Below are 25,923 nucleotides of genomic sequence, written 5' to 3'. Positions count from 1 at the left end.
GAAAAAATGGCTTTATGGTGAAACATACCCAATTGATAGTCAATGACTAAGAAATAAGATGTAACTTATTAATTACTAGACCTCTAAGTAATTTCCTTCAGAAAAATCTGCAATTATCTGATCTACATTGGATTTGTAAGTTTTTGAAAAAGGAATCTTTTTCGAGACGTTTTTAATATAACAAACTGAGTTTCCGCTATGAATTCTCGAAATGTAATTTCTATTCACAATATAGCTGTTATGAATTCGTACAAACGGATAATTCAAAACATGCTCAAAATGCTTTAAAGTTTTAAATGCTGTTATCATTTCACCCGAATTTAAGTAAATATCTGTTGAATTGTTATCGGCTTGAAAGTAACAAATGTCATCTGCATTTAAATAACGGTGATCGCCATAGGATTTAATGCAGATAATAAGCGGCTTGTTTACCACTTGAGGTTCAATTGGAACTAATGGTGCAGGAAGGAGAATTTCGGGTCTTAAATCGACCGGATTTATCTCCGCAGAAGTTTTATTAAGTTTTAAAATTGTTTTGAGCAGTTCAGACGAAACTACCGGACGTACAATGTAATCAAAAACACCATATTTAATCGCTTCAAAAGCTAAGTCTTTTTCATTTGTAATAACTACGATTTTTGGTATAACACTTAAATATCGATGTAGTTCATCAATAAAATTAAGTGATAAGAAGCTGGAAGGATTTTTTGGGTTTATTTCTAAAAAGACAATAGCAGGTCTATGTTCTAAAACCAGATCTAAACCTTCGTGATAATTTACTGCGGATGCCAAAAAAGATAGTTCCGAAAAACCTTCAGCTATCCTTTTGGTTTTCGAAATACTCTCGGCATCATCATCAATAATTATATATGAGTACTTTTTCAAATTAATTCACTACTAATTTTAAATTCTGCTATTTGATTTTTTGTGAATTTAGGAAACAGTTTTAAATTGTTTTTTTGAAGATATTATTTTTTTCAGCACTTTATTCACAATAAAATTACGAATTTGATTATTTCAACTTATTCATTGTTAATACATTACTTCAAAAAGTTAAAACATACAGACGAAATACACAAAAATCCGACGAAATACAATTTGCTGAAAACTAAAAATCCCAAACTCGTTTTAAAGTGAGTTTGGGATTTATATGATTTATAATCGAAAATTACATTTTCATTAACCAGTTTTTCATCGAAACTTCGTTTTCAATAATACCTCTTAATTCAGAGATTTTAACTCGGTCTTGTTTCATCGTATCTCTATGACGAATAGTTACTGTTTCGTCTTCAAGAGTTTGATGGTCAACTGTGATACAGAATGGAGTTCCTAATGCGTCTTGTCTTCTATAACGACGTCCAACAGCATCTTTCTCATCATAAGCTACATTGAAGTCCCATTTTAAATCTTCGATGATTTTTCTTGAAACTTCTGGTAATCCGTCTCTCTTAATTAATGGTAAAACCGCCGCTTTTGTTGGTGCTAATACTGCAGGGAGTTTTAAAACTGTTCTTTCTGAACCATCTTCTAAAGTTTCTTCTTGTAATGAAGTAGCAAAAACGGCTAAGAACATACGATCTAAACCAACTGAAGTTTCTACTACGTATGGCACATAGTTTTCGTTTAATTCAGGATCAAAATACTGAAGTTTTCTTCCAGAATATTCTTCGTGAGCTTTTAAATCGAAATCTGTACGAGAGTGAATACCTTCTAATTCTTTGAAACCAAAAGGGAAATTAAACTCGATATCAGCAGCTGCATTTGCGTAGTGTGCTAATTTTTCGTGATCGTGGAAACGGTAGTTTTCTTTTCCTAATCCTAAAGACAAATGCCAATTTAAACGAGTTGTTTTCCAGTGCTCGTACCATTTCATTTCTTCTCCAGGACGCACGAAAAACTGCATTTCCATTTGTTCGAACTCACGCATACGGAAAATGAATTGTCTTGCAACGATTTCATTTCTAAATGCTTTACCCGTTTGAGCAATTCCAAAAGGAACTTTCATACGACCTGATTTCTGAACATTTAAGAAGTTCACAAAAATACCTTGTGCAGTTTCTGGACGTAAATACAGATCCATTGCATTTTCTGCAGAAGCTCCTAATTTAGTTCCGAACATCAAGTTGAATTGTTTTACGTCTGTCCAGTTTTTAGAACCCGTTTCAGGATCAGCGATTTCAAGCTCTTCTATTAAAGCTTTTACATCTTCTAAATCGCCATTCCCTAAAGAACGCCCAAGACGCTCTCTAATTTCTTTTTCTTTTGCTAAATATTCAATTACGCGGGCATTTGTAGTTACAAATTCCTGTTCGTTGAATGCATCGCCAAAACGAGCTTTTGCTTTGTCTATTTCTTTTTGCGCTTTTTGATGAATTTTTTCAGCGTGATCTTCAACTAAAACGTCAGCTCTATATCTTTTTTTAGAATCTTTATTATCAATTAATGGATCATTGAAGGCATCAACGTGGCCTGAAGCTTTCCAAGTTGTTGGATGCATTAATATTGCAGCGTCAAGGCCCACAATATTTTCATTCATCTGAACCATTGATTTCCACCAATATTCACGGATATTCTTTTTTAATTCGACACCGTTTTGTGCGTAATCATAAACTGCACTTAAACCGTCGTAAACTTCGCTTGACGGAAATATAAATCCGTACTCTTTTGCGTGCGAAACCACATTCTTAAATATATCTTCTTGTTTTGCCATAGTACTGCAAAAATATAAAAAGTACTTATAAAAAAAAGAAAAATAAAAAAGATTGAAGCGGGTATTTTGCTATTTTTGTAACTAAATTCTTTCTATTTGTGTTTAATTTTATTATTGATCTCTTTTTTCCTAAAGTTTGCTCTGGATGCCGCTCTGTTTTAATGACAAATGAAGTGGTTTTATGTACCAATTGCCGTCATGAACTCCCTCTGACACAATATCATCTAGATCCCGATAATCAGGCAGTTAAAAAGTTCTATGGAAAAATCGATATTCAGCATGTTTCGGCATTTATTTATTTCAATAAAAAAGGAATCGTTCAAGAACTCATTCACAATTTAAAATACAAAGGACATGAAGAAATTGGAACTGTTTTGGGCAATTGGTATGTAGAAGACCTGCAGGAACTAAAACCAGAATTCCCTTTTGATATGATAATTCCGGTTCCGCTTCATCCTAAAAAGTTTAAAGAAAGAGGTTATAATCAAGTGACGACTTTTGGAAAAGCTCTTGCCGAAGGTTTAAAAATTCCTTTCAATAGTTCTGTTTTGTATCGAAAAAAGTATTCTAAAACCCAATCTAAAAAAAATCTTTTGGGAAGATCTGAAAACATTGAAAACATTTTTGATGTGGTTTCTACCGAAGAAAACCGAAACAAACATTTTGTATTGGTCGATGATGTGCTTACAACAGGCGCGACACTCGAAGCTTGTTCAAGAGCATTGTTAAAGATTCCCGGAGTCAAAATTAGTATTGTTTGTATGGCGATGGCGAATTCCTAAAATTTAAATTCCAATTTTTTAAATTCCAAATTCCAACTGTTTCAATTGGAATTTGGATTTTTAATATTGGAATTTTAAAACCTTTAGTTTACAATTATTTTTTTCACGGTTCTTTTATGACCATCAATTACTGTTACCAAATAAATTCCTGCTGAAATCGTTGGCAATTGAATGTTTTGATTAAAAGTACCTGAACTTTGGAATGTATTTGAATAAATAGTTTTTCCTAAAATATCATGTACAAAAACTTTAACCTGAGGAGATTCATTTTGGAACTGAATCGTAAAACTTCCTTTATTCGGGTTTGGATATAAAGCAAAATCGATCGTCTCAAAATCTTCTGTTCCTAAAGTAAAGGTTTGATTGCAAATATTTACCGAAGCCGAATTTATGGTTCCAAACATTCCTGAAACGGCATCACGAACTCTAAAAGTCCAAGTACCTTGAGCGGTTTGACCATTAAACGCACTTAAAGCTTCTGCAGGAATAACGATTTGTTCTGTAGTTGCATTACAGTCTAGAGAATTTCCAGAATCATCAAACTGAAGCGCTAAAGTAGAGTTGGTACTTCCACATGATTTATTAAATAATCGAACGATTGTTCCCTGCGGGCTTACGATTTGAATTTCAACATCTGAAAATCTTGCATGGGTTACATTAACCGAAACATTTACATCTGAAATAGTTCCTGTTGATGATGGAACACTAACCGTTCTTGTAGTATAACTTGTTGAATAAGGAATACTAAAAGCACTTCCAAAGCTATAAGTATTACAGCTTGTAGATGAAGTATATCCTACTGCAAAAGGTTTACTGTTAACCGCATAATAAATATTTGCGGTTGGCTCTATTAAAATTCTGCAGTTTGTAGAAGATGGTACACTTGCTGGAAGTGTAATCGCTTCAGAACCATCATTAGGTGTATTTGAAACCAATGTTATAGGAAAAGTCAAACCGCCATCTGTAGATAATTTAATATTTACATTTGATGAACCCTGAAGTGTATTAGTATTATTTACACTCCAGCTTACGGTTTGTACGGTATTTTGCTGCCAGCTTAAATCCGTACCGTTATGTGAAGTTACAGTAAAAGGCCCTGCTGAAGATACCACATTCACCACCATTGCATCTGTATTGGTTTGTGCCATACCCATAGCTGCATTGTCGCGTCCGGTTAACGTAAAATTCAATGTTCTGTCAATTGACGCAACAGACTCCCAAGTGGTAGTAAGCTGATTGGCAAGTACAGAACTTAAACTTGGCATATAACGTATTGGTGAACTTGTTGGAGGAAATGATCTAAACAAAGGTCCATCAGGTTTTGTTGGATAAGCGATACTGGTTGATCCTGCAGTATTAATGGCATTATCGTATTCTTCCCAAGTATAGGTTATCGCATCACCTTCAGCATCTGAACCAGTTCCTTTTAAAACAAATGCAGTTGAAATAGGAATTGTATAATCGATTCCTGCACTTATTACAGGAGGATTATTGGTTATGCTGGTACTTACGGGACACGTTTTATTGGAAAGTGTATTTTGAATCTGCCAAATACTGGCATAGGCAAAATAATCATCAGAATTATTTTGAATATCATAATCATTTGTTACTCCAGCATATCCCATAATAGTAGAACCACTTCCCGGCTCGACATTTACAGAAGTTCTTTCGCCTGAATCATATGAAAAAGTGTGATTGGCTCCTAATTGGTGTCCGATTTCGTGAATGACAAAATCAATATCAAAAGTATCGCCTTCAGGCTGTCCATTCGATGGTGACGTAAAAGCACTTCCTTTTCCTAACGGATTTCCAGTAGTTGGATTGGTGCAAATACAACCTATACATCCCGCATTTCCGCCTCCGCCAGAAGCACCAAATAAATGTCCAATATCATAATTGGCATTTCCAATAACAGAAGTAAGTGTACTTTGCACTTCCTGATTCCATGCTCCGTCTGCACCAGCTGCTGCATTAGAATATGGATCTGTAGAAGCGTTGGTATAAATTACGGCATCATTGTTGGCAATTAAAACCAATTGTATTGCTAAATCTTTATTCAACACTCCGTTAACACGGGTCAGCGTTGCATTCATTCCGGCCAATGCCAACGCTTTTGTTCCTCCAAAATATGATGTGTACTCACCTGTACAAGACAATGCCAGGCGAAGTGTTTTAAATACTTTATCATTGGAAGCTGTTTTTGCTGTTTTAGAAGTCAGGTGTGTTTCTGATAATAAATCCAAAGTTTTACACTCCAACCTTACTTTTGAAGCAGCATCTTTAGAAGAAAACAGAACATATTCTCCTTTATTTTCGGGGTTTGCTTCTATGAATTCTGTGTTTTTATCAGCACGAAAAACCATGGTCTGAATTCCTCTTGGAGAAAAACTAAAATGGATTACGGCTGATTTATCATCTATTCCTTTTCCTTGATAGGCTCTGATTTCAGGATATTTTGCTTGAAGTTCTGGATCAAAGTTTGATGATTCCCAAATCTGAAATTTTTCCAAAATTCCTTGAGAGTTAGGAATGGTAATTTCAGTAATGTTCTCTGAAGATGATTTATTGACAGTATTGCTGAGTTTAGCCGTTAAGAAATCAGTGTTTAATTTATAATATAGTTTCCTTTGTGAATCAGCAGATTGAATTTGTTTTCCTGAAACTGAACTGGATTTCTGCCACAAATCATCGCTTTGAGCATGAATTTTTGCAAACGAAAGTATAATCAGAAATAAAAGTAATTGTTTCTTCATGCTTATAGGATTTTTTTATTGGTTACTCAAAATTAAATGATTTAAATCAAATTCTTACATCTAAACGACATTTTACGTTTTTTAGTCGACGAATTGGATTTTTTTTCGACAGAAGAAATAAAATCAAACTAAAAAATCAATTCCTGTTAGTATTAAATTTAAAATAGATAGTATAAATTTGCAGCATCTTAAATAATTTGTTTTGAAGCTCTTTCATTCTATAAACGATTTCCATTCGGCCAAGAAAACTATTTTGACACTTGGTACTTTTGATGGCGTACATATTGGTCATAAAAAAATTCTGGAACGAATTACTCAAAACACTGAAAATGGGAAATATGAAAGTCTTGTTCTTACTTTTTTCCCACATCCGAGAATGGTTCTTCAAGAGAAATCAGAAATAAAACTTTTAAATACTATTTCTGAAAAAACAAAATTACTGGAGGCAACCGGAATCGAAAATCTAATCATTCATCCATTTGACGAAAGTTTTTCACGACTTACCGCAGAAGAATTCGTTCACTCTATACTAGTAGATCAATTTCATATTCATAAAATAATTATTGGACACGATCATCGTTTTGGAAGAAACCGTACTGCCAATATTGATAATTTAATTGCTTTTGGAGCCGAATATGGTTTTGAAGTTGAACAGATAACGGCACAGGAAATTCAAGATGTTTCTGTAAGTTCGACCAAAATCAGAAAAGCACTTCAGGAAGGAAACATGAATCTGGCAAATGATTATTTGGGATATGATTACTTCTTAACTGGTGAAGTTGTAAAAGGAAAACAATTGGGAAGAACTATTGGTTTTCCAACTGCCAATATTCAAATCGATGAAGAATACAAACTGATTCCCAAAAATGGCGTGTACGTTGTTAAGGCTTTCATAGACGATTTGGAAGTTTACGGAATGATGAACATTGGTTTTAATCCAACTATAAACGGACAAAAGCAAACCATCGAAGTAAATCTTTTTGATTTTGATGCCGACATTTATGGCAAAAAAATAGAAGTTTCGCTGCTGCAATATCTTCGTGAGGAGCAGAAATTTGGTTCTTTAGATCTTCTAAAAGCACAATTAAATAAGGATCAGCAGGATTCTCTAACATTTGTGAGCCGCTTACAGTAATAATACTTCATTTACTTTTGGTATTTTTTAAACCATCGTAGTTATTTTTTTAGTAAATTTGATATACCTACCTGCTTATCAAATAATTATAATACTAACCTCTAAAAATAATTATTATGAAACTACCGAAAGAAATACTAAACGGGTTTTTGATATTCCTTGGAATTGGCATTTATTTTTTACTAATGAACCTATTGGGTCTTGCTGATTTGTTTTACCTGCGTACACTTAATGTATTTTTTATATTTTATGGTGTAAACAGGACCATGCAGATGAACCTTCATGAAGGCGAAACGAATTTTGTATCGAATGCTGTTTCTGCCATGACAACTTCGGTTGTTGGAATATCACTAAGTGTACTGGCTTTACTGATTTACAGTTATGCAAAAGGTGGTGATGCGTATATACGAACTTTATCAGAAACTTTTATGTTTGGAGGAAATCCCTCAGTACCAACTTATTGTATCTGTCTTCTTTTTGAAGGACTTGCTTCATCAGTAATTGTAACTTTAATGATGATGTTATATTGGAACAACAAATATGCAGCCGATTAATTTATCGGAATAAAAATAACTTTTCAGGAATCCTAAAATCATAATAAATCTTAATTATATGATTTTAGGATGCTTATTTTTTGAAAAACAATTACAAATTGATATTTATCGTTACCTAATTAGGTGATTATAATATTTTACCTACTTTTAATACTCCAAAAAACAAATTTAAAACGATGAGTATTACTAAGCACAATTGGACAAAGGAAGAAATTATTGCTATTTATAATAAACCATTAATGGATCTGCTTTATGAAGCGGCTACTATTCACAGACAACAGCACGACCCAAATGTCGTTCAGGTTTCTACCCTTTTGTCTATTAAAACCGGCGGATGTCCAGAAGACTGTGGCTATTGTCCGCAAGCTGCCAGATACAACACAGGAGTTGAAGGAAATGATTTAATGACTGTAAGTCAGGTAAAAGCACAAGCTTTAAGAGCAAAATCAAGTGGATCATCTCGAGTGTGTATGGGTGCTGCGTGGCGAAATGTAAAAGATGGTGAAGAGTTTGATCAGGTTTTAGAAATGGTGCGAACCATTAACAAATTGGATATGGAAGTGTGCTGTACCTTGGGAATGCTTACCGAAAATCAGGCACAGCGTTTAGCCGAAGCAGGATTATATGCGTACAACCATAATCTGGATACTTCTGAAGAATATTATAAAGATGTTATATCAACGCGAGGTTTTGAAGATCGTTTGCAAACTATCGAAAATGTCCGCAAAACCAATGTTACTGTTTGCAGCGGCGGAATTATAGGAATGGGAGAAAGTATCGAAGATAGAGCAGGAATGCTTGTAGCGCTTTCGACTTTAAATCCGCAGCCGGAATCTGTTCCTATTAATGCATTAGTTGCTGTTGAAGGCACACCAATGGAAGAAGAAAAGCCAGTAGAAATCTGGGAAATGATTCGTATGGTGGCTACTACAAGAATTGTTATGCCGGAAACACAAGTCCGATTATCTGCTGGAAGAACCAATATGAGCCGTGAAGGTCAAGCGATGTGCTTTTTTGCAGGAGCAAACTCCATATTTGCCGGAGACAAACTGCTGACTACTCCAAATCCCGATGTGAATGAAGACATGAAAATGTTTGAAATGATAGGTTTGATTCCGCAAAAACCTTTTATCAAGTTGATGCAGCCTGAAACTGTTGAAGCTGCTGATTCTAAGTTTACTTCGTTGGGAGAAAAACCAAAATGGTCGAGACCAGGACATACAATTGAAAGAAACGTTGACGCATCGATCAAATCAAAAATTTAAGCAAATGAGTTAATCCATATCATTAATAATTAGTAAATTGCTTGTGACACAGTTATAAGCAATTTTTTTATTAGCAAAATGAAACTAAAAGAAATAGAAAGGGTAAAAAAAATTTCTAAAAAGGATTTTATTTCCCAATATGTAAAAAAACAAATTCCCGTTGTTGTTGAAGAACTGACCGAAGACTGGCCAGCGTATGAAAAATGGAAATTATCCTACATCAATGAAATTGCCGGTGAAATTACTGTTCCTTTATATGATGACAGACCTGTAAATCATGAAGAGGGTTTTAATGAAGCTCATACCAAAATGAAAATGAGCGATTATATTCATTTATTACAATCGAAACCTACCAATTATCGTATCTTTCTTTACAATATTATGAAAGAAGTTCCAGCACTAAAAAATGATTTCGTATGGCCGGATATTGGTTTAAGATTGGTTAAACAATTACCAATGATTTTCTTTGGCGGAGAAAACGCAAGGGTGTTTATGCATTTTGATATTGATTATTCAAACATTCTGCATTTTCATTTTCACGGTGAAAAGCAGTGTATGATTTTCCCTCCAGATCAATCAAGATACATGTATAAAGTACCGCACGCTTTAATTTCGAGAGAAGACATTGATTTTGATAATCCTGATTATGAAAAATTTCCTGCTTTGCAAAACGCCGAAGGTTATATAACCAATTTGAAACACGGTGAAATGTTATACATGCCAGAAGGTTATTGGCATTATATGAAATATTTAACTCCAGGATTTTCAATGAGTTTACGTGCATTTCCTAAAAACATCGTTAATTTATCAAAGGCGGCGTACAACATTCTTATAATGCGTCATTTTGATATTATGATGCGAAAGTTCAAAGGCCAGAAATGGATTGATTATAAGAATGAAAAAGCAATTCAAAACACGCATGAAAATCTGCGCAAGAGTGCATAATTGAAAAAAACAAAACCAGTTATAGAGTTATAACTGGTTTTTTGTTTTTATATCAACGTTTTTAATTAATGAAAACCGATTTTCTTAGTGGTTGTTTTTCCGTTATCCAAAGTTACTTTTACAATTAAAAGCTGTTCGCCGGTTATTAGATTTGCGATTTGGAATTCGGTATTTTCAATTTTTTTATTGTTATAGATTAATTTTCCTGAGATATCAAAAACAGAAACTTCTTGAATAAAACTTTCTGATCGCAATTTTACGGTTCTATCTTTTACAGAAATCATCACGCTGTTGTCTGGCAGATCAAACTGATCAACTCCTAAAGTACCCGAAGTAAATTTGATGGCAAAACGTTCCAAAAATGTCCCTGTTGTAGTCGTAAATGTATAATTACTTTCCTGTAAATTGTGTATAACATTTTTCACTTTATCTTCTAGATAAATAGCATGAGTGGCTAAATTTCCATCGGCATGATCTATCGAAATCGAAAATTCTCCTGAAATTGTAGATTTGTAACCTAATGGTATTACGTCGGTTTCAGAGAAAGGGAGTGCACGACCTTGAATAACTAAATTCATTCCTTCGTTTATGCTATAGAAATCTAAATATTTATTTCCATCAATTGTTACTCCGTCAAAATTTTGATCCCATGAATTGGTCGCGCCTTCAACATATCCAATCAGTAATTGCTTAAAAGCGCCTTGGGTATTGGTTAAATTAAGCCATACACGATGTCTTTCTATTGCCGTTTTATTACTTTCGGTAGATTTATAAAATTGGGCATTATTACCAGAAACTCTCATGGCATTTGTAAAAACAGCATTTCCTCCAGTTTTAGATATAGCAAAAAAGCCTTGTCCGGCTGCGATATATCCTAATGGCGCTGCTTGGTTTCCGGGAGTTGGAGCACCTTGACCTACAAGTCCGCCCACGGTTGTAGCTCCTGTTATATTATAAATGGCATAATCATTACTATTATAGTTGTACTGTGCATCTCCTGCATTCGCATTGCTTGGCGGACTATTATGTGTCCAGAAATATAAAGTTCCGTATACATTCGCCGCATTATCAAATATAAATTGGTCAGCATAAATAGCAGAAGGATATGGATTACCCAGCAGCTGCCATCTCTCGGCTGTTCCTAAAGAAACATTTATAGTACCGTTATTTGGAATTCCGACAAAAGCGGCAGCATAATTTACTCCTGTATTTATATCATTTGCTTGAGGTGCTCTTACCATATAACCACGCCCCGGAAGCATTTCCTGCGTACCATTGTAACTTATTATCCAACCTAGATTTGGATCATAGCTGTAATATTTATCTCCTAAAGTCCCAGCTGATAAATCATAGAGTGTAAAAGCTGGCGTTCTTGTAATAGGTGCTGACCAATAGGTTAAATCATAACGTCTTACTGGAGGTGTAATCCTTTTATACGTGATATTTCCTGTATTGGTAACATTATTGGTTTGTACCAGACTGGAATTATTTTCGAAAATCAACTGGCCTCCGTTATTGGTAACCGCATTTGAAATCGTAAAAGTATGATTGGAATTTACGGTAACAGTAACACCTGAATCAACCGTTAAAGAACAACCGTTTAAATCTCCTGTAGTAGAATAATTTCCTGAAAAACGTACAGCATCGGTACTGATTGGTGGACTTCCTTTTGACCAGCTTGTTCCGTTCCAGATATTTATAACAGCCGCAATAATATTTAAATTTGAAGTTGCCTGTGAAGGACAGTTGGTAGCATCTTGTACCGTAAAGGTATAGTTACCGGGCGCTAAATTTGCAACTGTATAGGTCGTTCCTGAAGAAGAATAGGTTTGAGAAGCAGTTCCGCTTTGATTTATAGTCCAGCTTGTAGCCGGCAGTCCAGTTAAAACAACGCTTCCTGTTGAAGAAACGCAAGTTGGCTGTGTAATGGTTCCATACGTTGGCGTAGCGAGTCTGGAATTTACGGTAATGGTAGCATTATCAACTGTAAATCCTGTACTTCGTGAACAAGTGTTGGCACCAGTTACTGAAACTAAAGTATAGATAGTAGTGGCCGTAACTGGATTTGTAAAGGGTGCAAAAGGAGTACCACTTGTAACATTTGTTACTGTACGATCTGCTCCGCCATTTTCTTTGTACACTATCGTATAAGGTCCAGTTCCTGCTGTTGCTGTAAAAGTTAATAGTCCCGATCCTGTTACACAAAATGGACCATTTGCCGTTAAACTTCCTTGTGGAAGTGGATTTACTGTAATAGTCGCAACCGATGAATTTACCACAGAACAATTACCGTTTTGGATTACGGCTCTAAATTGAGTAGTTGCTGTAAGTGCTCCCGAAGTATAAGTGGTTGTAGTATTAGCAATTGGTGTCCAAGTTGAAAAGGGGCTTACTGCCGATTCCCATCTTATAATTGATCCAGTTTGTCCGCTCAAGGTTAGAGTACCACTTGTTGCTCCAGAACAAATAGTCGTTGTTCCCGCGACACTACCTCCTACGGTTGCGGCATTGATAGTTAGTGAAGCCACATTATTTGTTGTGATATTTGAAGAACACGCTGCCGATGTCAGATTCGTAACGGTTATGGTACTTGTTCCAATAGTGTTTAGACCTACGGCAGTAAAAGTTCCAGTTCCTGCTGTCGTAACCGTCATTACTGCTGTAAGACCTGTTGCACTTGGATTACTACGATTATAAGTCACTACATAAGGACCGGTTGGTAATCCTGCCGCACTTGATGCTAATGTTACTAGAGAAGTTGTTCCCGCTGAATTACAAACATCTGCTGCTGAAATTCCGGTAATGCTGTAGGCAGGACAAGTATAAGTTATAATTACACGACCAGCCGCACCATCACCACCAACTTGAGCAGCAGATCCTGCCAACTGCATACCACCACTTCCACCACCTCCTGGCGAATTTCCAGCATAACCTGGTCCGTTTCCTAAAAGTAAGCTCCCACGTGCATCACCTCCTGTACCACCACCAGTTCCGCCAGCAGTTCCTCCTGCTCCTGAGAATAGTCCAAGGCTTAATAAAGCCGTATTTCCAGTTCCTCCGTTTGCTCCAGAAACAGTTGAAACAGAACCAAATGAGGAGGTACTTAAACCTCCGGATCCGCCTGCAGGTGTGCCGCCAGCAGAATTGGCGGTACCTCCAATTCCTCCTGCTGCAAATAAGATTGTTTCGTAGCTGTCAATTGTTGAATTTCCTCCATTACCTCCATTACCTGTTGTACCTGTTGTAACTGGGGCAACTCTAACGTTTAGTGTTGCACCAGCAGTAACTGAGATATTACCGCGCGCAAAGGCTCCTCCGCCTCCGCCTCCGCCACCTCTTCCGGTTAGGGCGGCCGAGTTACTAGCACCTCCTCCGGCACCTCCTCCTCCCCAAGCTTGTACATCCATAGTGGTAATACCAGCCGGAACGACAACTGTTCCATTTGCATTAAGGGTATGCGGCGGCTGTGCCCAAAGAGAAAAACAGACAAAGGAGAGCAGTAAAGAAAGCTTTACTTTTAAAAATGATTTTTTAGAATTTACACTAGATAAAGAAAAACAATGAAGTAGATTTTGGGGAAAAATAAACGAGGCAGGTAATTTTTTTTTCATCGCACTTATTTTTTAATTAAAAGAACATTCAAAATCAGATGAAGTCTGATCAAATTATAATTCTAAATACCTCAAAAAATAAATTTTGACTATCAATGACGCATCAATAATCAAAACCAAAAAAATATTGTAGATGCACTTTTTTTAGTGGTATTTAAAATTGCAATCAATAATTTCTGGCGGATAAAAATGTAAATGCCTTTTCGATTTTTTAAAGAAATCAAAATGTGCATTTTGACGGCTTTTATTTATGTTTGTCGAATAAGATCACAACAAGGTACGATTTTATTTACAATTGAAATAAATCTGATTTGTTAAAAAACTAATTTTAACATTTTAAACCTGATTTTAAGAAACTCATTTACAGCGCTTTAAAAACCAAAAACTGCAGTAAAATCAATACTTGGCAGAAAAAACCTACGATATGTATATGGCTTTTTTTAAATAAAAAAAATCCACCTTAAAATCTAAGATGGAACTATTATTTAGTGGTTTTTACTTTAAAAAATGATTTTTTTAACTTCTGAATATTCATTTTCTAGTGTTATTTTCAGCAGTAAAACTTGATGTGCAGCATTGAGATTGGAAATCTCCAAATCTGATTTTCCAATTTTCTTTTTTGAATAGATTAATCTACCTCTTGTATCAAAAAATATCCACTGTCTTCAGATTTTCATTTAAAGAATTAATATTTATTATTTTATGTTTGGAAGAAACTAAAATATCATTTTTATGAGTCTCAATTTTTTTGTCTCCAAGGGTTTGGTATTTATAATGCAATACAAATCGATCTTCAAATGTTCCGATTGGACTGGTAAAGGCATAATCTCCAGATTGCAGGTTTTGCCAATTTTGATTTAGCTTATCTTCTAGATAAATGTCTTGATCGACAAAAATCCCGTCAGTATGATCGATTCCAATTGTAAATTCTCCTGAAATTGTAGTTTTATAACCTAAAATAATCTGATCTGTGTCTTCAAACGGAAGTCCTCTTCCTTGAATAGCTAGTTTTTTGTTTTCAACTATACTATAAAAATCTACAAATTGGTTTCCTTCTAAAATTTCACCATCATAATTAATATCATAATTGTTTGTTGCTCCTGTAACGTAACCGGCCAAAAGTTGTTTAAAAGCTCCTTTATTATTTCTTAGATTGAGCCAGAAACGGTGTTTTTCGATTTCATCTTTTACCAAATTCTTATTTTCTGATGGTTTGAAAAAAGCGTTATTTTGATTAGGAATACGCATACCGTCATTAAATTCAATGGTACCGGCTGCATTACTTTTGATAAAGAAAGATTGTCCCGACGCAATTTTACCATTAGGAATTGTTTCGTTTATTCCATCTGAATTGGCTTTGGTTCCAATGCCTCCAACGAGATTGTAAACGGCATAATCATCAGCTGTATATTCGTAATTGGTTATGGGTGTGTTGTGAGTCCAGAAATAAAGTGTTCCTTTAGTTTTAAATTCATTTTTCTTCAGAAAAACATCGGCGTCAATTGCAGAAGCATATGGATTTCCAATTAAATTGAACGAATCTTCTGCTCCCATATTCACGTCAATTTTACCATTATTGGGAATTCCTTTAAAAATGGCTTCATAAGTTGAAGCTGTGGAGGTTGAAAATTCCTGTGGGCCTCGTATTATATAGCCTTTACCTGAAATCATATCAAAATATGGATTTTCAAACTGCCATCCAGATTCGGGATTATAGGAAAAGTATTTATCATATAATGTATTGGGCGACACATCAATTAATTTTTGATTTTGCACGGGTGCAGACCAATAGGTGTAATCGAATTTTAAAATTGGTTTTGTGTTTCTTTTTAGATGTATTATTCCTGTATTTTTAATATCATCATCTGACTGATATAAACTTGCAGAGTCTTCTAGGTTTAAAATCCCTTCTCCAGAATATGAAAATTCAATACTCAAGGTTTGACCACTTGGAATTGTAACTTCTTTTCCTGAATCGATATTACAACTGCAAACATCTGAGGATACTAAAGCTGGAAAATCACCTTTAAAAAATATTTCTTTTCCTCCTGACGGATATCCATTTGACCATGAAATACCATCCCAAGTTGTCGAGTCTAAACAAAGTTTTAATCTTGCTATACGATGTTTAGAAACACCCGAAACAGAATTAAAATCTCCCCCAATTAATAATCGATGGTTATATGTTAAACCAAAAGTGTACAATTTATTATTAAGAGTTGCTGTGAAAGAAGGATCAAAATCTCCATTTTTCATCAATCTGATTAATCGCAAAGCACTTGTGTTTTTATAAGTTCCCGAAAAAGAACCTCCAACTAAAATACGACCATCCGGCTGTATAAGAAAAGCACGAACATCGCCTTTATTAAATCCAGTTCCAGAATCAAAACTGGTATCTAAGCTTCCGTTTGGGTTTAAGCGTAAAATTCTTTTTTGTGACTGTCCGTTAAAAGATAAAAAAGAGCCTCCGACTAAGATTTTATTATCAGATTGAAGCGCTATTGCATACACATTTTTATCAAAGCCATTAACTCCAATATTAAAATCTGGATCTACACTTCCATCGCTGCTTAACCGAACCAAATGTCCGTTAAATCTTCCTGCTGCTAAAATTTTTCCATCAGGTTGAACTAGGACATCATCAATAATAGCCTCAATTCTTGCATTAAAAGTAAAATCTCGAGAGCCGTCTGGTAATAATCTTAGTATTCGTTCTACGGAAGAATCGTTATTAAATCGGGTAAAATTTCCTGCTACGATTATTTTGCCATCTGACTGAATTGCCATTGCATAAATCTGATTGTTAAATCCAGATCCAATGTTAAATCTAGGATCGAAAGATCCATCAGGTAGAATTCTGGCCATACGATTACATAAAACATCATTGTATTTGGTAAAGTTACCTCCAATAATGATTTTACCATCTGCTTGCAAAATTGCGGATTTAATCAAATTATTGGCTCCGGTTTGTTCTTTGTTAAAATCAGGATCGGAAGAACCATCTTCCAAAAGTCTTGCAATTCTAGGAGCTGGGGTATTATTAAAAGTGATAAAGTTTCCCACTACAATTGTTTTTTTATTTTCTAGCGGAATTATTTTAAAGACTGAGTTATTAAATCCAATACCTGATGATAAATAACTACTATCTTGTTCTCCTTCGAAATTTACTTTAGCCAATCGTCCTTGATTCTGCCCATCAAAAACTGAAAATGAACCACCAATAAACCATGAACCTTCCTGATCATTAGCAAGTGCAAAAACAGATGCTGATGCAGGACCTAATCCTATATCAAAATCGGTTTTTAAAAGTCCTTTTGAATCCAGTAATACTACTCTGTTGACATCTGTTCCATTATACTTACTTGTAAAGTTACCGCCAACCATAATGTTACCCTGAGTATCCGTTTTTATAATCTCGACATTTCCACTATTGAAACCTGTTCCTTGGAATTCTGTATCGACAGAGCCGTCTTGATTTATGCGGATAATTCTATTTGCTGTGTTTTCTTGATAAGAAGTAAAGTTTCCTCCTAAAATAATTTTGCTATCGGGCTGAATTACAATTGCATTTACATCATCATTAAAACCTGTTCCAATATTAAAGTTTGTATCAACGCTTCCATCAGTGTTTAAACGAATTATACGGTTACTTTCTATTTTATTAAATGAAATAAAATTTCCTGTTAGTAGTATTTTCCCATCCGAAAGAATTCTGGAATTGGTAATATTTAAAGTGGAACCTGTTCCGGTATCAAAAAAGGGATCTAAAGTACCGTCTGGTAAAATGCGTGCTATTCTGTTAACGGTTTTTGTATTGTATTTGGTGAAACTACCCACAATAATAATTTTACCATCGGACTGCAGACTAATATTGTAAATAATTCCTGTTGGGGCTCCAATTGAGGTATTAAATGACAAATCCTGTGTACCATCATTGTTTAATCGAATTATTCTTCCAGCACTGTTTCCGTTATAAGCTGTAAAGTTTCCTGCGGCGATTATTTTTCCGTCGGGCTGTACGTTTATGGCGTATATTTTTCCATTAAAACCTGTTCCTGTATTAAAATTTTCATCGATGGTGCCGTCTGGTTTTAATCGTGTTAAATAGGAAACTGACGATCCGTTAAGACTTAGATAATCTCCTCCAACCAATAAGTTTTCGTCTGGTTGTAAATAAAGTGCTCTTACTACATCATTAAAACCATCCCCTTTTAATCCGTCATCAAGTGTATTAAAGGTTATATCTATTTTTCCCTGCTGGGCGTAAAGGCAATTATTATAAAATAAAAGAGCAATTAGAAAAGTCAGGAGTATTTTTTTAATCAAAACTAAAAATTAAGGTTAATACTTATTGTATAATTAACCGAAATTATAGGGTTTGCAAAATGTACACAATACCCACTTTTGGTGATTTTTTGGAAATAAAAAACTCCACTTATCAATTGACAAATGGAGTTTTTCTGTTTGGAAGTTGGTTTATTTAAAAATAATCTTTCGGGTTAACAGCGCATTGTTTTCAAGTACAGTTTTTACCACTAACACTTGATCTGCAGCCTGCAGGTTTGAAATTGAAAATTCAGCTGCCCCGATTTTCTTTTTATTGTAAAGAAGTTTTCCTGAAATATCATAAATGTTTACTTCTTTAATAGTTTCTTTTGAAGAAATAATTTTAATTGTTTTGTCTTTTACAGAAATCAATAATGCATCTTCTGTATTTTCAAAATCTCCTGTTCCTAAATTTTTATTGGTATAACGAAGAACGAAACGGTCTGTAAAAGTTCCTGTTTCGGTATTGAATTTATAATCCGAAGCTTTCAAATCATGAATGATATTTGCTTTTTTATCTTCAAGATAAATTGCTTGCTGGTTAAACAATCCGTCAGTATGATCAATTGCAATCGTAAATTCGCCTGCAACTGTAGCTTTATATCCCATTGGAACTACATCGGCATCATCAAACGGAAGTGCGCGCGCCTGAATGGTAAGCGATGTATTATCATTGATACTGTAAAAATCAATATAGGTATTTCCATCAAGTGTAATGGCATCGTATTGTAAATCCCAATTGTTTGTTGCGCCTCCTGCATATCCTACCAAAGCTTGTTTGAAAGCCCCTTCAGCATTTGTAAAATTCAGCCAGATGCGATTTCTTTCTATAGCATTTGTATTGGCTGTTTTATAAAACTGAGTATTGTTTCCTGCCACACGCATAGTGTTGGTAAATGTAATACTGCTTCCAGATCCTGTATTGGTAAAGAATGCTTGTCCTGCAGAGATATAACCATTTGGTGCTGGAGAACCGCTGGCAGTTCCGGTGGATCCCAGTAAGTTAAACACTGCATAATCTGAAGCTGTATAATTGTAAATAGCATCTCCTGGCACCGATCCGCTTGGAGGCAGATTATGTGTCCAGAAATAAAGTGTTCCTATTGTACTGTTAGATGTAATTAATGAGGTCGCATCAATTGCAGATGGATACGGATTTCCAATTAAATTCCAGCTGTTTGGAGCTACAGCGATGGTTGTGTTTCCATTATTAGGAACTCCAATAAATGAAGCTGAATAAACCGCCGGTGTTACAATACTAAAAGTTTGTGGTGCTCTTACAATATAGCCACTTCCTTTTGCCATAGTCAATGTTCCGTTGTAATTTATTACCCATCCTGTACTTGGATTATAGCTGTAATATTTATCTCCTAATGTAGCAGGTGAAAGATTTGCCAATGTAAAGGCAGGTGCAGCTGTAATTGGTGAAGACCAATAGGTATAGTCATAACGACGCACGGGCTGTGTATCTCTTCTATATGTAATATTTCCTGTATTGATATTGGTTCCTGTATTCGTTTGAACTAAACTTGAGTTATTGTTAAATACTAATGAAGCTCCTGAATTTACTGTTAATCCATTTACAATATTCAATGTAATCCCTGAAGGCACTACCATATTTACTGGAGAATTTATGGTGCATGAACACGCTGTTAAATCAGCTGTTATGGTATAGGCTCCTGTAAAAACTGCTCCTTTCGTTGAAGTTGGGGTACCATTTGACCAAGCTGTACCATTCCAAGTTGTTGAAGATTGGTCCGTGATAACTGCACTTGCACTTGCTGGTGATTTGCAACCTGTAGAATTGGTTACTCTAAAAGTGTATGTCCCGGCCGGAATACCTGTAATAGTTGCTGTTGTTCCGGTTCCAGTCGTAGTAACAAGACCTGGACTTCTTTCTACTGTCCAAGTTCCTGTTGATGGCAAATTATTTAATACTACTGTTCCTAAAGCGGTACAAGTTGTATTGGTAATTGTGCCAATTGTTGGTGGTGCTAGAAGATCAATTGTTGTTGCAATATTATCTGTATAGGTTTGCCCTGAAATATCTTCTACAATATTTAGTGAAGGATCTGTTCCGGTAACTTTTGCTGAATTTATAACTCTTCCTAAGTTCACATCGGCAGCTGTGATTGTATAGGTTCCTGTTACCGTAGCAGTTGCCCCGACTGCCAAACTGCTGATAGGATTTCCTGTAATGACTAATCCTGGCATTGGATCAGTAACATTAATATCGGTAATAGGCACCTCGCCTGTATTTTTGATATCAAAAGTATAATTGATCACATCACCTACTTTTCCGCAAGAGGTCATTGATGCTTTTTTAATTAAACTTAATTCTGCAATTTTTAATGAATTTGTATTGAATGCAATAAAAGCACAGTCTGAGCTTCCAGAAAAAGTAACTACAAAGCGATCCACCTGAGCAGCATTTGCAGATGTGATTCCGAATTCGCTGGTTTCAATTCCTAAGACACGAATATCTCTGGTTGAGGCTGCAGGAAAACCTACCGTTCCATCCATTTTAAACAAGTCAAGGCTGTATGTTCCAACTGCATTAACCGAATTAAAGTTTATCGATAATTCTGTTCCCACTGTATTTCCTAGTGCGTCAATAAATTTAAAAGTATCTGGTGTACTACCTCCCGGGTCTGCAACCTGAGTTACAATTAAATCGGGAATTCCATCACCAAGACCTGAAAGATTGAGGTTATTGGTTCCAATTTTAAATTCAGCAGTTCCTGCTTTTATATTTGCAATTCCAGTTCCCAGAGTCAAACCATTTGTACCGTCTGTTAATCTTGAAGCAAGTTCGGCACCAGTTGCAGTAGATCCTGCTATTGGCGGCACTAATGTAGCTGTAGATGCAGATCCGTCTATCATGGACCCTTGTAGAAAATACATACTCGATGTTGAACCTAAAGTCTGAATTTTTAAAGCTCTAAATCTTTGGGCGTTATAAGTAACACTATTATTATTCAAAATCGTGTTATTAACTCCAGTTGAATAAGTCGTACCATGCCATGTAAAAGCCAGCAGGTTATTAACATCATCTGGGCGGTTTCCTACTCCTGTTGTTGTAGTAGATGACCAATAACCTTTCCAGTCAGTGATAATTCTTGAAACGGTAGACTGTGCTGCCATTTCAAATGAGACTAGAAAGAAAAATAAAACTATACTTTTAAGAACTAAAGAACGGGCAAACAAAAGTAATTTCGGGGACATACAATTTGTAGTTTTGGTTTGATTTGGTTGTTTTTCACGGGGTTTGCTGCACATTTTTTGTCAGCATCAATTTGATCTTGTATTTAATTATTTATCTATTATTATAACATGGAAAAATCCGGCAGTAAAAAACTGTCGGATTTTTCTATTGATTATATTTTATTTACTTGAATATAACTTTCTTTGTCATGGTATGATTATTTTCAAGTATTACCTTCACTAATAAAATCTGGTCGCTTGACTGCAGATTCGAAATCTGTAGTTCTGTTGTTCCAACTTTATCTTTACCATATAGAAGCCTACCAGAGATATCGTATATAGTAACATCTTTTATATTTTCGGTTGATGTTAATTTGATTACCTTATTTTTTACAGAAACTAAAAGTTCATTGTCAAAATTTTCAAAATCATCAGTTCCTAATGTTTTACCAGTGTATCGTAATACAAAACGATCTCCAAAAGTTCCGGCTTCAGTTTTAAATTTATAATCACCAGTTTTTAAATCGTAAATAGTATTAGTTGTTTTATCTTCTAGATATACGCCTTGATCTTTGAACAATCCATCTACGTGGTCAATTGCGATCGTAAATTCACCAGCAACTGTTGTTTTATATCCAAGCGGCACTAAATCACTATTTTCAAATGGTAAAGAACGTCCTTGAATAGTCAATTCAGTACTATTGTTAATACTGTAGAAATCTACGTAGGTATTACCGCTTATCGTCATTGCATCATAATTTGTATCCCAATTATTAGTAGCTCCATCCATATAACCTACTAAAGTTTGTTTGAATGCTCCTTCAGCGTTAGCGAAGTTCAACCAGATACGGTTTTTTGCAGTTGCTGCTGTTTTAAAGAACTGATTATTGTTTCCTGCCAAACGCATATTGTTTGTAAATGTGATAGGGTTGCTGGTGCTTGCTACAAAGAAAAATGCTTGTCCTGATGCAATTTTTCCTGTAGGGGCTGGCGAACCTGTACTTGTTCCTGTACCTCCTGTTAAATTATACACTGCGTAATCATTTGCAGTATAATTGTATTTTGCATCTCCAGCCACAGCGCTGCTTGGAGCAGAATTGTGAGTCCAGAAATATAACGATCCTACATTGCTGTTTGCTGCCATAAGTTTATCTGCATCAAGGGCTGATGGATATGGATTACCCATTAAATTCCATCTATTTCCTGCTGGCGTTACTGTAATATCACCATTATTTGGAACTCCAATGAAAGAAGCTGTATATACTGCGGGTGTAGTAATGTTATAGGTCTGTGGTGCTCTTACAATGTATCCTTGGCCAGGAGCCATAATCTGCGTTCCGTTATAATTAATTATCCATCCTGTATTTGGGTCGTAGCTATAATATTTATCACCTAATGTTGCTGGAGATAATTTTGCCAGTGTAAAGTTTGATGCCAATGTTACTGGAGAAGACCAATAGGTAAAATCATAACGACGTACTGGCGCTGTATTTCTTAGCAATTCAAATGAAGTTGTAGTTCCTAAATATGCTGTTGCTGCGGTATTGGTTTGTAATAATGATCCGTTGTTTTGAACTTGCAGTTTTCCTGTTCCGTTTACCGTTATTGTTTCATCTACAGTTAAAGTTCTATTTGCAGGAATTGCGAATGTAACTCCTGTATCAACGGTACATGAACAAACTTGTAAGTCAGAACCTAGCGTTGTATTAGCGCTAATTCTAATAGAAGTATCACTTGCAATACTGCCTGATCCGTTATAAACTGTTGGAGTATCAATGAAATTTATCGCAATGTTAGCATCTCCTCCATCTTCTCTAAGGCGAACTTCTACTTTAGAATTTTTATTTAATTGATACGTAGTTCCACCATTTATGATGGTTGATGTTCCAGTATATGAACTTTGAGTAAAGATTTTAGTTCCATCAATATAAATTTCTCCAACATCATCGCAATTTACTAATTGAATCTGATAACGACCACAAGGGAACCCTTGACGTTTTAATGTTAATGTAAATTGATCTACTCCAATTGGAGCTCCTTGCCAGCTTGAAGCATCAGATGGTGATCCAGTTCTTGTCCAAAAAGTTTGTGTATTGATATTTACATTATTATCAACATATAATCCGGCATATGCATAAGAAGGTAACGCTATATTAGCTACTGAAAAACCATATGCATTCCATTTGTTATCTCCGTAAGGAAGTGAAACATCTCCTTTTATTTCACCATATGAAAATGCAACTCTTGAACTACCGTCGTTTTCATAATACTCTAAAATAAAGTTATGAGTTCCTGCAGTAAGATTAACTTGTGCCGCATAAGTTACATAACTATGTATACTATAATTAGTTGTTGGAGTTACATTTACTAAAGTTCCATCGATATACAATCTTACACCATCATCTCCACCAATCGTAAAATTGTAAGTCCCTGCAGTTGTTGTTGTCTGCATTTTATAACGAACAAAGAAATAATCAGAAGGAGGAGTATCACAAGTAATATTTCGGGTCAAACCATTTACTTGACCTGTTCCAACACTTCTGTCAAAAATACGGTTTTCTGTTACTGTTCCTATATAAGTTGATGTAGACGAAATTGGTAAAGTGGTTGGAGTAGCTGGGTTTGGAGTAGCACCTGTCCAATTATAAACATATCCAATCCAAGAGTTTACACCAAAACTTGTTTGGTCACCAGTAGGAGTACAAGTTACAATTTCATCTGCACCCATAAATGGTTTTACTCTTGCATCACCATCAATATCTGTTGTTATTCCAGCAATTGTTGTTCCTGTCAATGTATTATTTGCTGCAACATTTTGTAAATGAAAGTTTGTAGCAGAAACAAAAGTAGGCGCTAAAATTACAGAGTTTGAATCAGATACTGCTGTATTCCAAGCTGGAAATCCCGACGCACCAGTCCCTATGTATTCAGTTCCACCTATTCTGTTTGAAAAAGAGTTAGTACTATTCGTAACATAATAGTCATTATTACTTACCGATGATAAAGTTCCGCCATTATTAAAAATAGCATATTGTCTATTAGATTGTGAATTAATTAAAATATTATTTCTAACATTTATACCAGATCCGCCTGTTATATATATACATGAAGCATATGTTGTAGTTGTCGGCGCACCGCTAGCAATTATTGTATTATAATATATATTTGTAGCACTTCCTGATGTTACAAATATATTGTTCCCTTTATTATAAAAATTTCCACCTGAATCTGCTACAGTCTTATATACATTACTAATAATATTGTTAGTAATAGTAGTAGTACTCGTTGATTTAACCAAAATACCCGCTGTAAAATAACTGTTATCGGAAAGTATATTTGCAATATCATTAATTACATTCCCAATAATTGATCCAGAACTTGTTCCTAAAAGTATGATTGCTGCTGCATCATTTGATTGATTTACAGTATTTCTAATTCCTGAAATTGTATTACCGGAAATTTCATAATTTAAAGCATTAGAAATATACAGTCCTCTAATTGGTTTTTCAGCATCAACTGTACTACCAATATTGTTTCCCTGTATTTTCCAGTTAAGTGGTGATCTTGAGGCTGTACTATTTCCATTAATATAAATTGCATCTTTAACGTTAGTCATGTCATTATTGACAATATTCACATTTGAGTTTGCAGCAGTATTTACTTGAACATCGATTGAATTATTCCCTCCTGTACCATTATTTCCCGAATATACTCCTGTTAAAAGCGTTACTCCTTGATTACGAGTTGAAAATTTAAGAATACTATTTTTGATTGTTATGTTTGAAGAACCTGTTGTTCCATTATTAGCAATCCAAATAATAGACCTATCCGTATAATTTAAATTATCATTATTTAACAACGTCAAATTTTTAGTACTTGCTGTAGAGTTACTACCGTCGATTATCACATTACTGACTCCATTAAACATAAATACAGCTGGAATTCCTGTGTATCCATTTGGCATATTTGCTGTAATCGTAATATCCTTTGATGTATTAGGTTTAATGGTCAAAGTATTCACCGCACTACTGCCCGCGAATTGATCAATAACAATTGTTGATGTTACAGTTTGATTTTCATTCAACAAAAACCTAACAGGTCCAGTAACACCACCTGCTTTTATTGCAGCCACTGCACTAATCAATGTTGGATAATTGCCACCACTACCGATTATATAATCCCCATTAAGAGCTTGTGCACCACCCAAAAAAGGTATTAATAACAAAAATAAAAGTAAAGTTTTTTTCATACTAGATGTTTTTCTATCAGGTTGTTATGCTGGCATAACGAATATAACCAAGCAAATATAGACACATCTACGTGATGGATTTAAAAGTGGTTTTTAGAATGACCATATAATCGATAAACCGACAAAATACTCGATGAATTACATAATAAATCTGGGTATTTTATGGAATTTCTTATAAAAAAATTTAACTAAAAATAGGAAAAATCCGTAATAAGAGCGTTTTTTTACGCTTTGAAAAAATAAAATCGTCGGAAAAACGTCGAGTTTGATGAAAAAGTGACAGAAAAGTAATATTTCACAACAAAAAGTCATTTTTTATTCCGTAAGGAATTTAGGATATTTTCGACTCGATTTATGGTAAAAAAAGGATAAATTTCATTAACTGTTTT

At 34.9% G+C, this 25,923-nt stretch carries 13 protein-coding genes; 5 read left to right on the top strand and 8 right to left on the bottom strand.

The window, feature by feature from the left end; translation table 11 throughout:
* Window positions 1-75 precede the first annotated feature (75 nt).
* Window positions 76-885 carry a LytTR family DNA-binding domain-containing protein gene (locus P2W75_RS06330; RefSeq protein WP_207294322.1) on the bottom strand — a complete coding sequence of 270 codons (810 nt, stop codon included), beginning with the start codon at window positions 883-885 and terminating at the stop codon, window positions 76-78.
* A gap of 283 nt (window positions 886-1,168) precedes the next feature.
* Window positions 1,169-2,710, bottom strand: a complete 1,542-nt coding sequence (locus P2W75_RS06325) for a glycine--tRNA ligase (RefSeq protein WP_276379589.1) — start codon at window positions 2,708-2,710, stop codon at window positions 1,169-1,171.
* 161 nt (window positions 2,711-2,871) lie between these two features.
* Here P2W75_RS06325 and P2W75_RS06320 point away from each other — a divergent pair, with 161 nt between their 5' ends.
* Window positions 2,872-3,492, top strand: coding sequence for a phosphoribosyltransferase family protein (locus tag P2W75_RS06320; RefSeq protein ID WP_306801521.1), 621 nt, complete (start codon window positions 2,872-2,874; stop codon window positions 3,490-3,492).
* Between the two features lie 83 nt (window positions 3,493-3,575).
* On the opposite strand, the gene P2W75_RS06315 is transcribed toward P2W75_RS06320, so the two are convergent.
* The gene (locus P2W75_RS06315; protein ID WP_276379586.1) at window positions 3,576-6,245 is read right to left on the bottom strand and encodes a reprolysin-like metallopeptidase; all 2,670 of its coding nucleotides are present in this window, start codon (window positions 6,243-6,245) and stop codon (window positions 3,576-3,578) included.
* A gap of 202 nt (window positions 6,246-6,447) precedes the next feature.
* Here P2W75_RS06315 and P2W75_RS06310 point away from each other — a divergent pair, with 202 nt between their 5' ends.
* From P2W75_RS06310 to P2W75_RS06295, 4 genes are all read left to right on the top strand, one after another.
* Window positions 6,448-7,380, top strand: a complete 933-nt coding sequence (locus tag P2W75_RS06310) for a bifunctional riboflavin kinase/FAD synthetase (RefSeq protein WP_276379584.1) — start codon at window positions 6,448-6,450, stop codon at window positions 7,378-7,380.
* Between the two features lie 116 nt (window positions 7,381-7,496).
* Window positions 7,497-7,934 carry a hypothetical protein gene (locus tag P2W75_RS06305; RefSeq protein ID WP_207294318.1) on the top strand — a complete coding sequence of 146 codons (438 nt, stop codon included), beginning with the start codon at window positions 7,497-7,499 and terminating at the stop codon, window positions 7,932-7,934.
* Window positions 7,935-8,110: 176 nt separating this feature from the next.
* Window positions 8,111-9,199 (top strand): biotin synthase BioB, encoded by a 1,089-nt coding sequence (gene bioB, locus P2W75_RS06300; protein ID WP_276379583.1) that lies wholly within the window; start codon window positions 8,111-8,113, stop codon window positions 9,197-9,199.
* Between the two features lie 78 nt (window positions 9,200-9,277).
* Complete coding sequence (locus tag P2W75_RS06295) at window positions 9,278-10,144, top strand: cupin-like domain-containing protein (RefSeq protein ID WP_207294316.1); 867 nt, start codon at window positions 9,278-9,280, stop codon at window positions 10,142-10,144.
* A gap of 65 nt (window positions 10,145-10,209) precedes the next feature.
* Here the strand turns inward: P2W75_RS06295 and P2W75_RS06290 are convergent, their stop codons facing one another.
* From P2W75_RS06290 to P2W75_RS06270, 5 genes are all read right to left on the bottom strand, one after another.
* Entirely contained in the window at window positions 10,210-13,755 is a 3,546-nt protein-coding gene (locus P2W75_RS06290) for a T9SS sorting signal type C domain-containing protein (protein ID WP_276379581.1), read from the bottom strand.
* A 500-nt stretch (window positions 13,756-14,255) separates the two neighbouring features.
* Complete coding sequence (locus P2W75_RS06285; protein WP_276379580.1) at window positions 14,256-14,351, bottom strand: hypothetical protein; 96 nt, start codon at window positions 14,349-14,351, stop codon at window positions 14,256-14,258.
* A gap of 49 nt (window positions 14,352-14,400) precedes the next feature.
* Window positions 14,401-18,081 carry a delta-60 repeat domain-containing protein gene (locus P2W75_RS06280; protein WP_276379579.1) on the bottom strand — a complete coding sequence of 1,227 codons (3,681 nt, stop codon included), beginning with the start codon at window positions 18,079-18,081 and terminating at the stop codon, window positions 14,401-14,403.
* Between the two features lie 150 nt (window positions 18,082-18,231).
* Window positions 18,232-21,306, bottom strand: coding sequence for a T9SS sorting signal type C domain-containing protein (locus P2W75_RS06275; RefSeq protein ID WP_276379578.1), 3,075 nt, complete (start codon window positions 21,304-21,306; stop codon window positions 18,232-18,234).
* A gap of 163 nt (window positions 21,307-21,469) precedes the next feature.
* A complete protein-coding gene (locus tag P2W75_RS06270; RefSeq protein ID WP_276379577.1) occupies window positions 21,470-25,534 on the bottom strand; it encodes a T9SS sorting signal type C domain-containing protein in 4,065 nt (1,354 codons plus the stop codon).
* Between the last annotated feature and the right edge of the window lie 389 nt (window positions 25,535-25,923).

The organism is Flavobacterium sp. H4147, assembly GCF_029360735.1.
GTDB classification, from domain to species: domain Bacteria; phylum Bacteroidota; class Bacteroidia; order Flavobacteriales; family Flavobacteriaceae; genus Flavobacterium; species Flavobacterium endoglycinae.
This window is presented reverse-complemented; position numbering and strand designations above follow the sequence as displayed.

What these genes read in the sequence shown, in the direction of transcription:
- P2W75_RS06270 (WP_276379577.1), bottom strand. Translation starts at nt 25,534, where the DNA reads ATGAAAAAAACTTTACTTTTATTTTTGTTATTAATACCTTTTTTGGGT.
- P2W75_RS06320 (WP_306801521.1), top strand. Translation starts at nt 2,872, where the DNA reads ATGACAAATGAAGTGGTTTTATGTACCAATTGCCGTCATGAACTCCCT.
- P2W75_RS06305 (WP_207294318.1), top strand. Translation starts at nt 7,497, where the DNA reads ATGAAACTACCGAAAGAAATACTAAACGGGTTTTTGATATTCCTTGGA.
- bioB (WP_276379583.1), top strand. Translation starts at nt 8,111, where the DNA reads ATGAGTATTACTAAGCACAATTGGACAAAGGAAGAAATTATTGCTATT.
- P2W75_RS06275 (WP_276379578.1), bottom strand. Translation starts at nt 21,306, where the DNA reads ATGTCCCCGAAATTACTTTTGTTTGCCCGTTCTTTAGTTCTTAAAAGT.
- P2W75_RS06325 (WP_276379589.1), bottom strand. Translation starts at nt 2,710, where the DNA reads ATGGCAAAACAAGAAGATATATTTAAGAATGTGGTTTCGCACGCAAAA.
- P2W75_RS06315 (WP_276379586.1), bottom strand. Translation starts at nt 6,245, where the DNA reads ATGAAGAAACAATTACTTTTATTTCTGATTATACTTTCGTTTGCAAAA.
- P2W75_RS06290 (WP_276379581.1), bottom strand. Translation starts at nt 13,755, where the DNA reads ATGAAAAAAAAATTACCTGCCTCGTTTATTTTTCCCCAAAATCTACTT.
- P2W75_RS06295 (WP_207294316.1), top strand. Translation starts at nt 9,278, where the DNA reads ATGAAACTAAAAGAAATAGAAAGGGTAAAAAAAATTTCTAAAAAGGAT.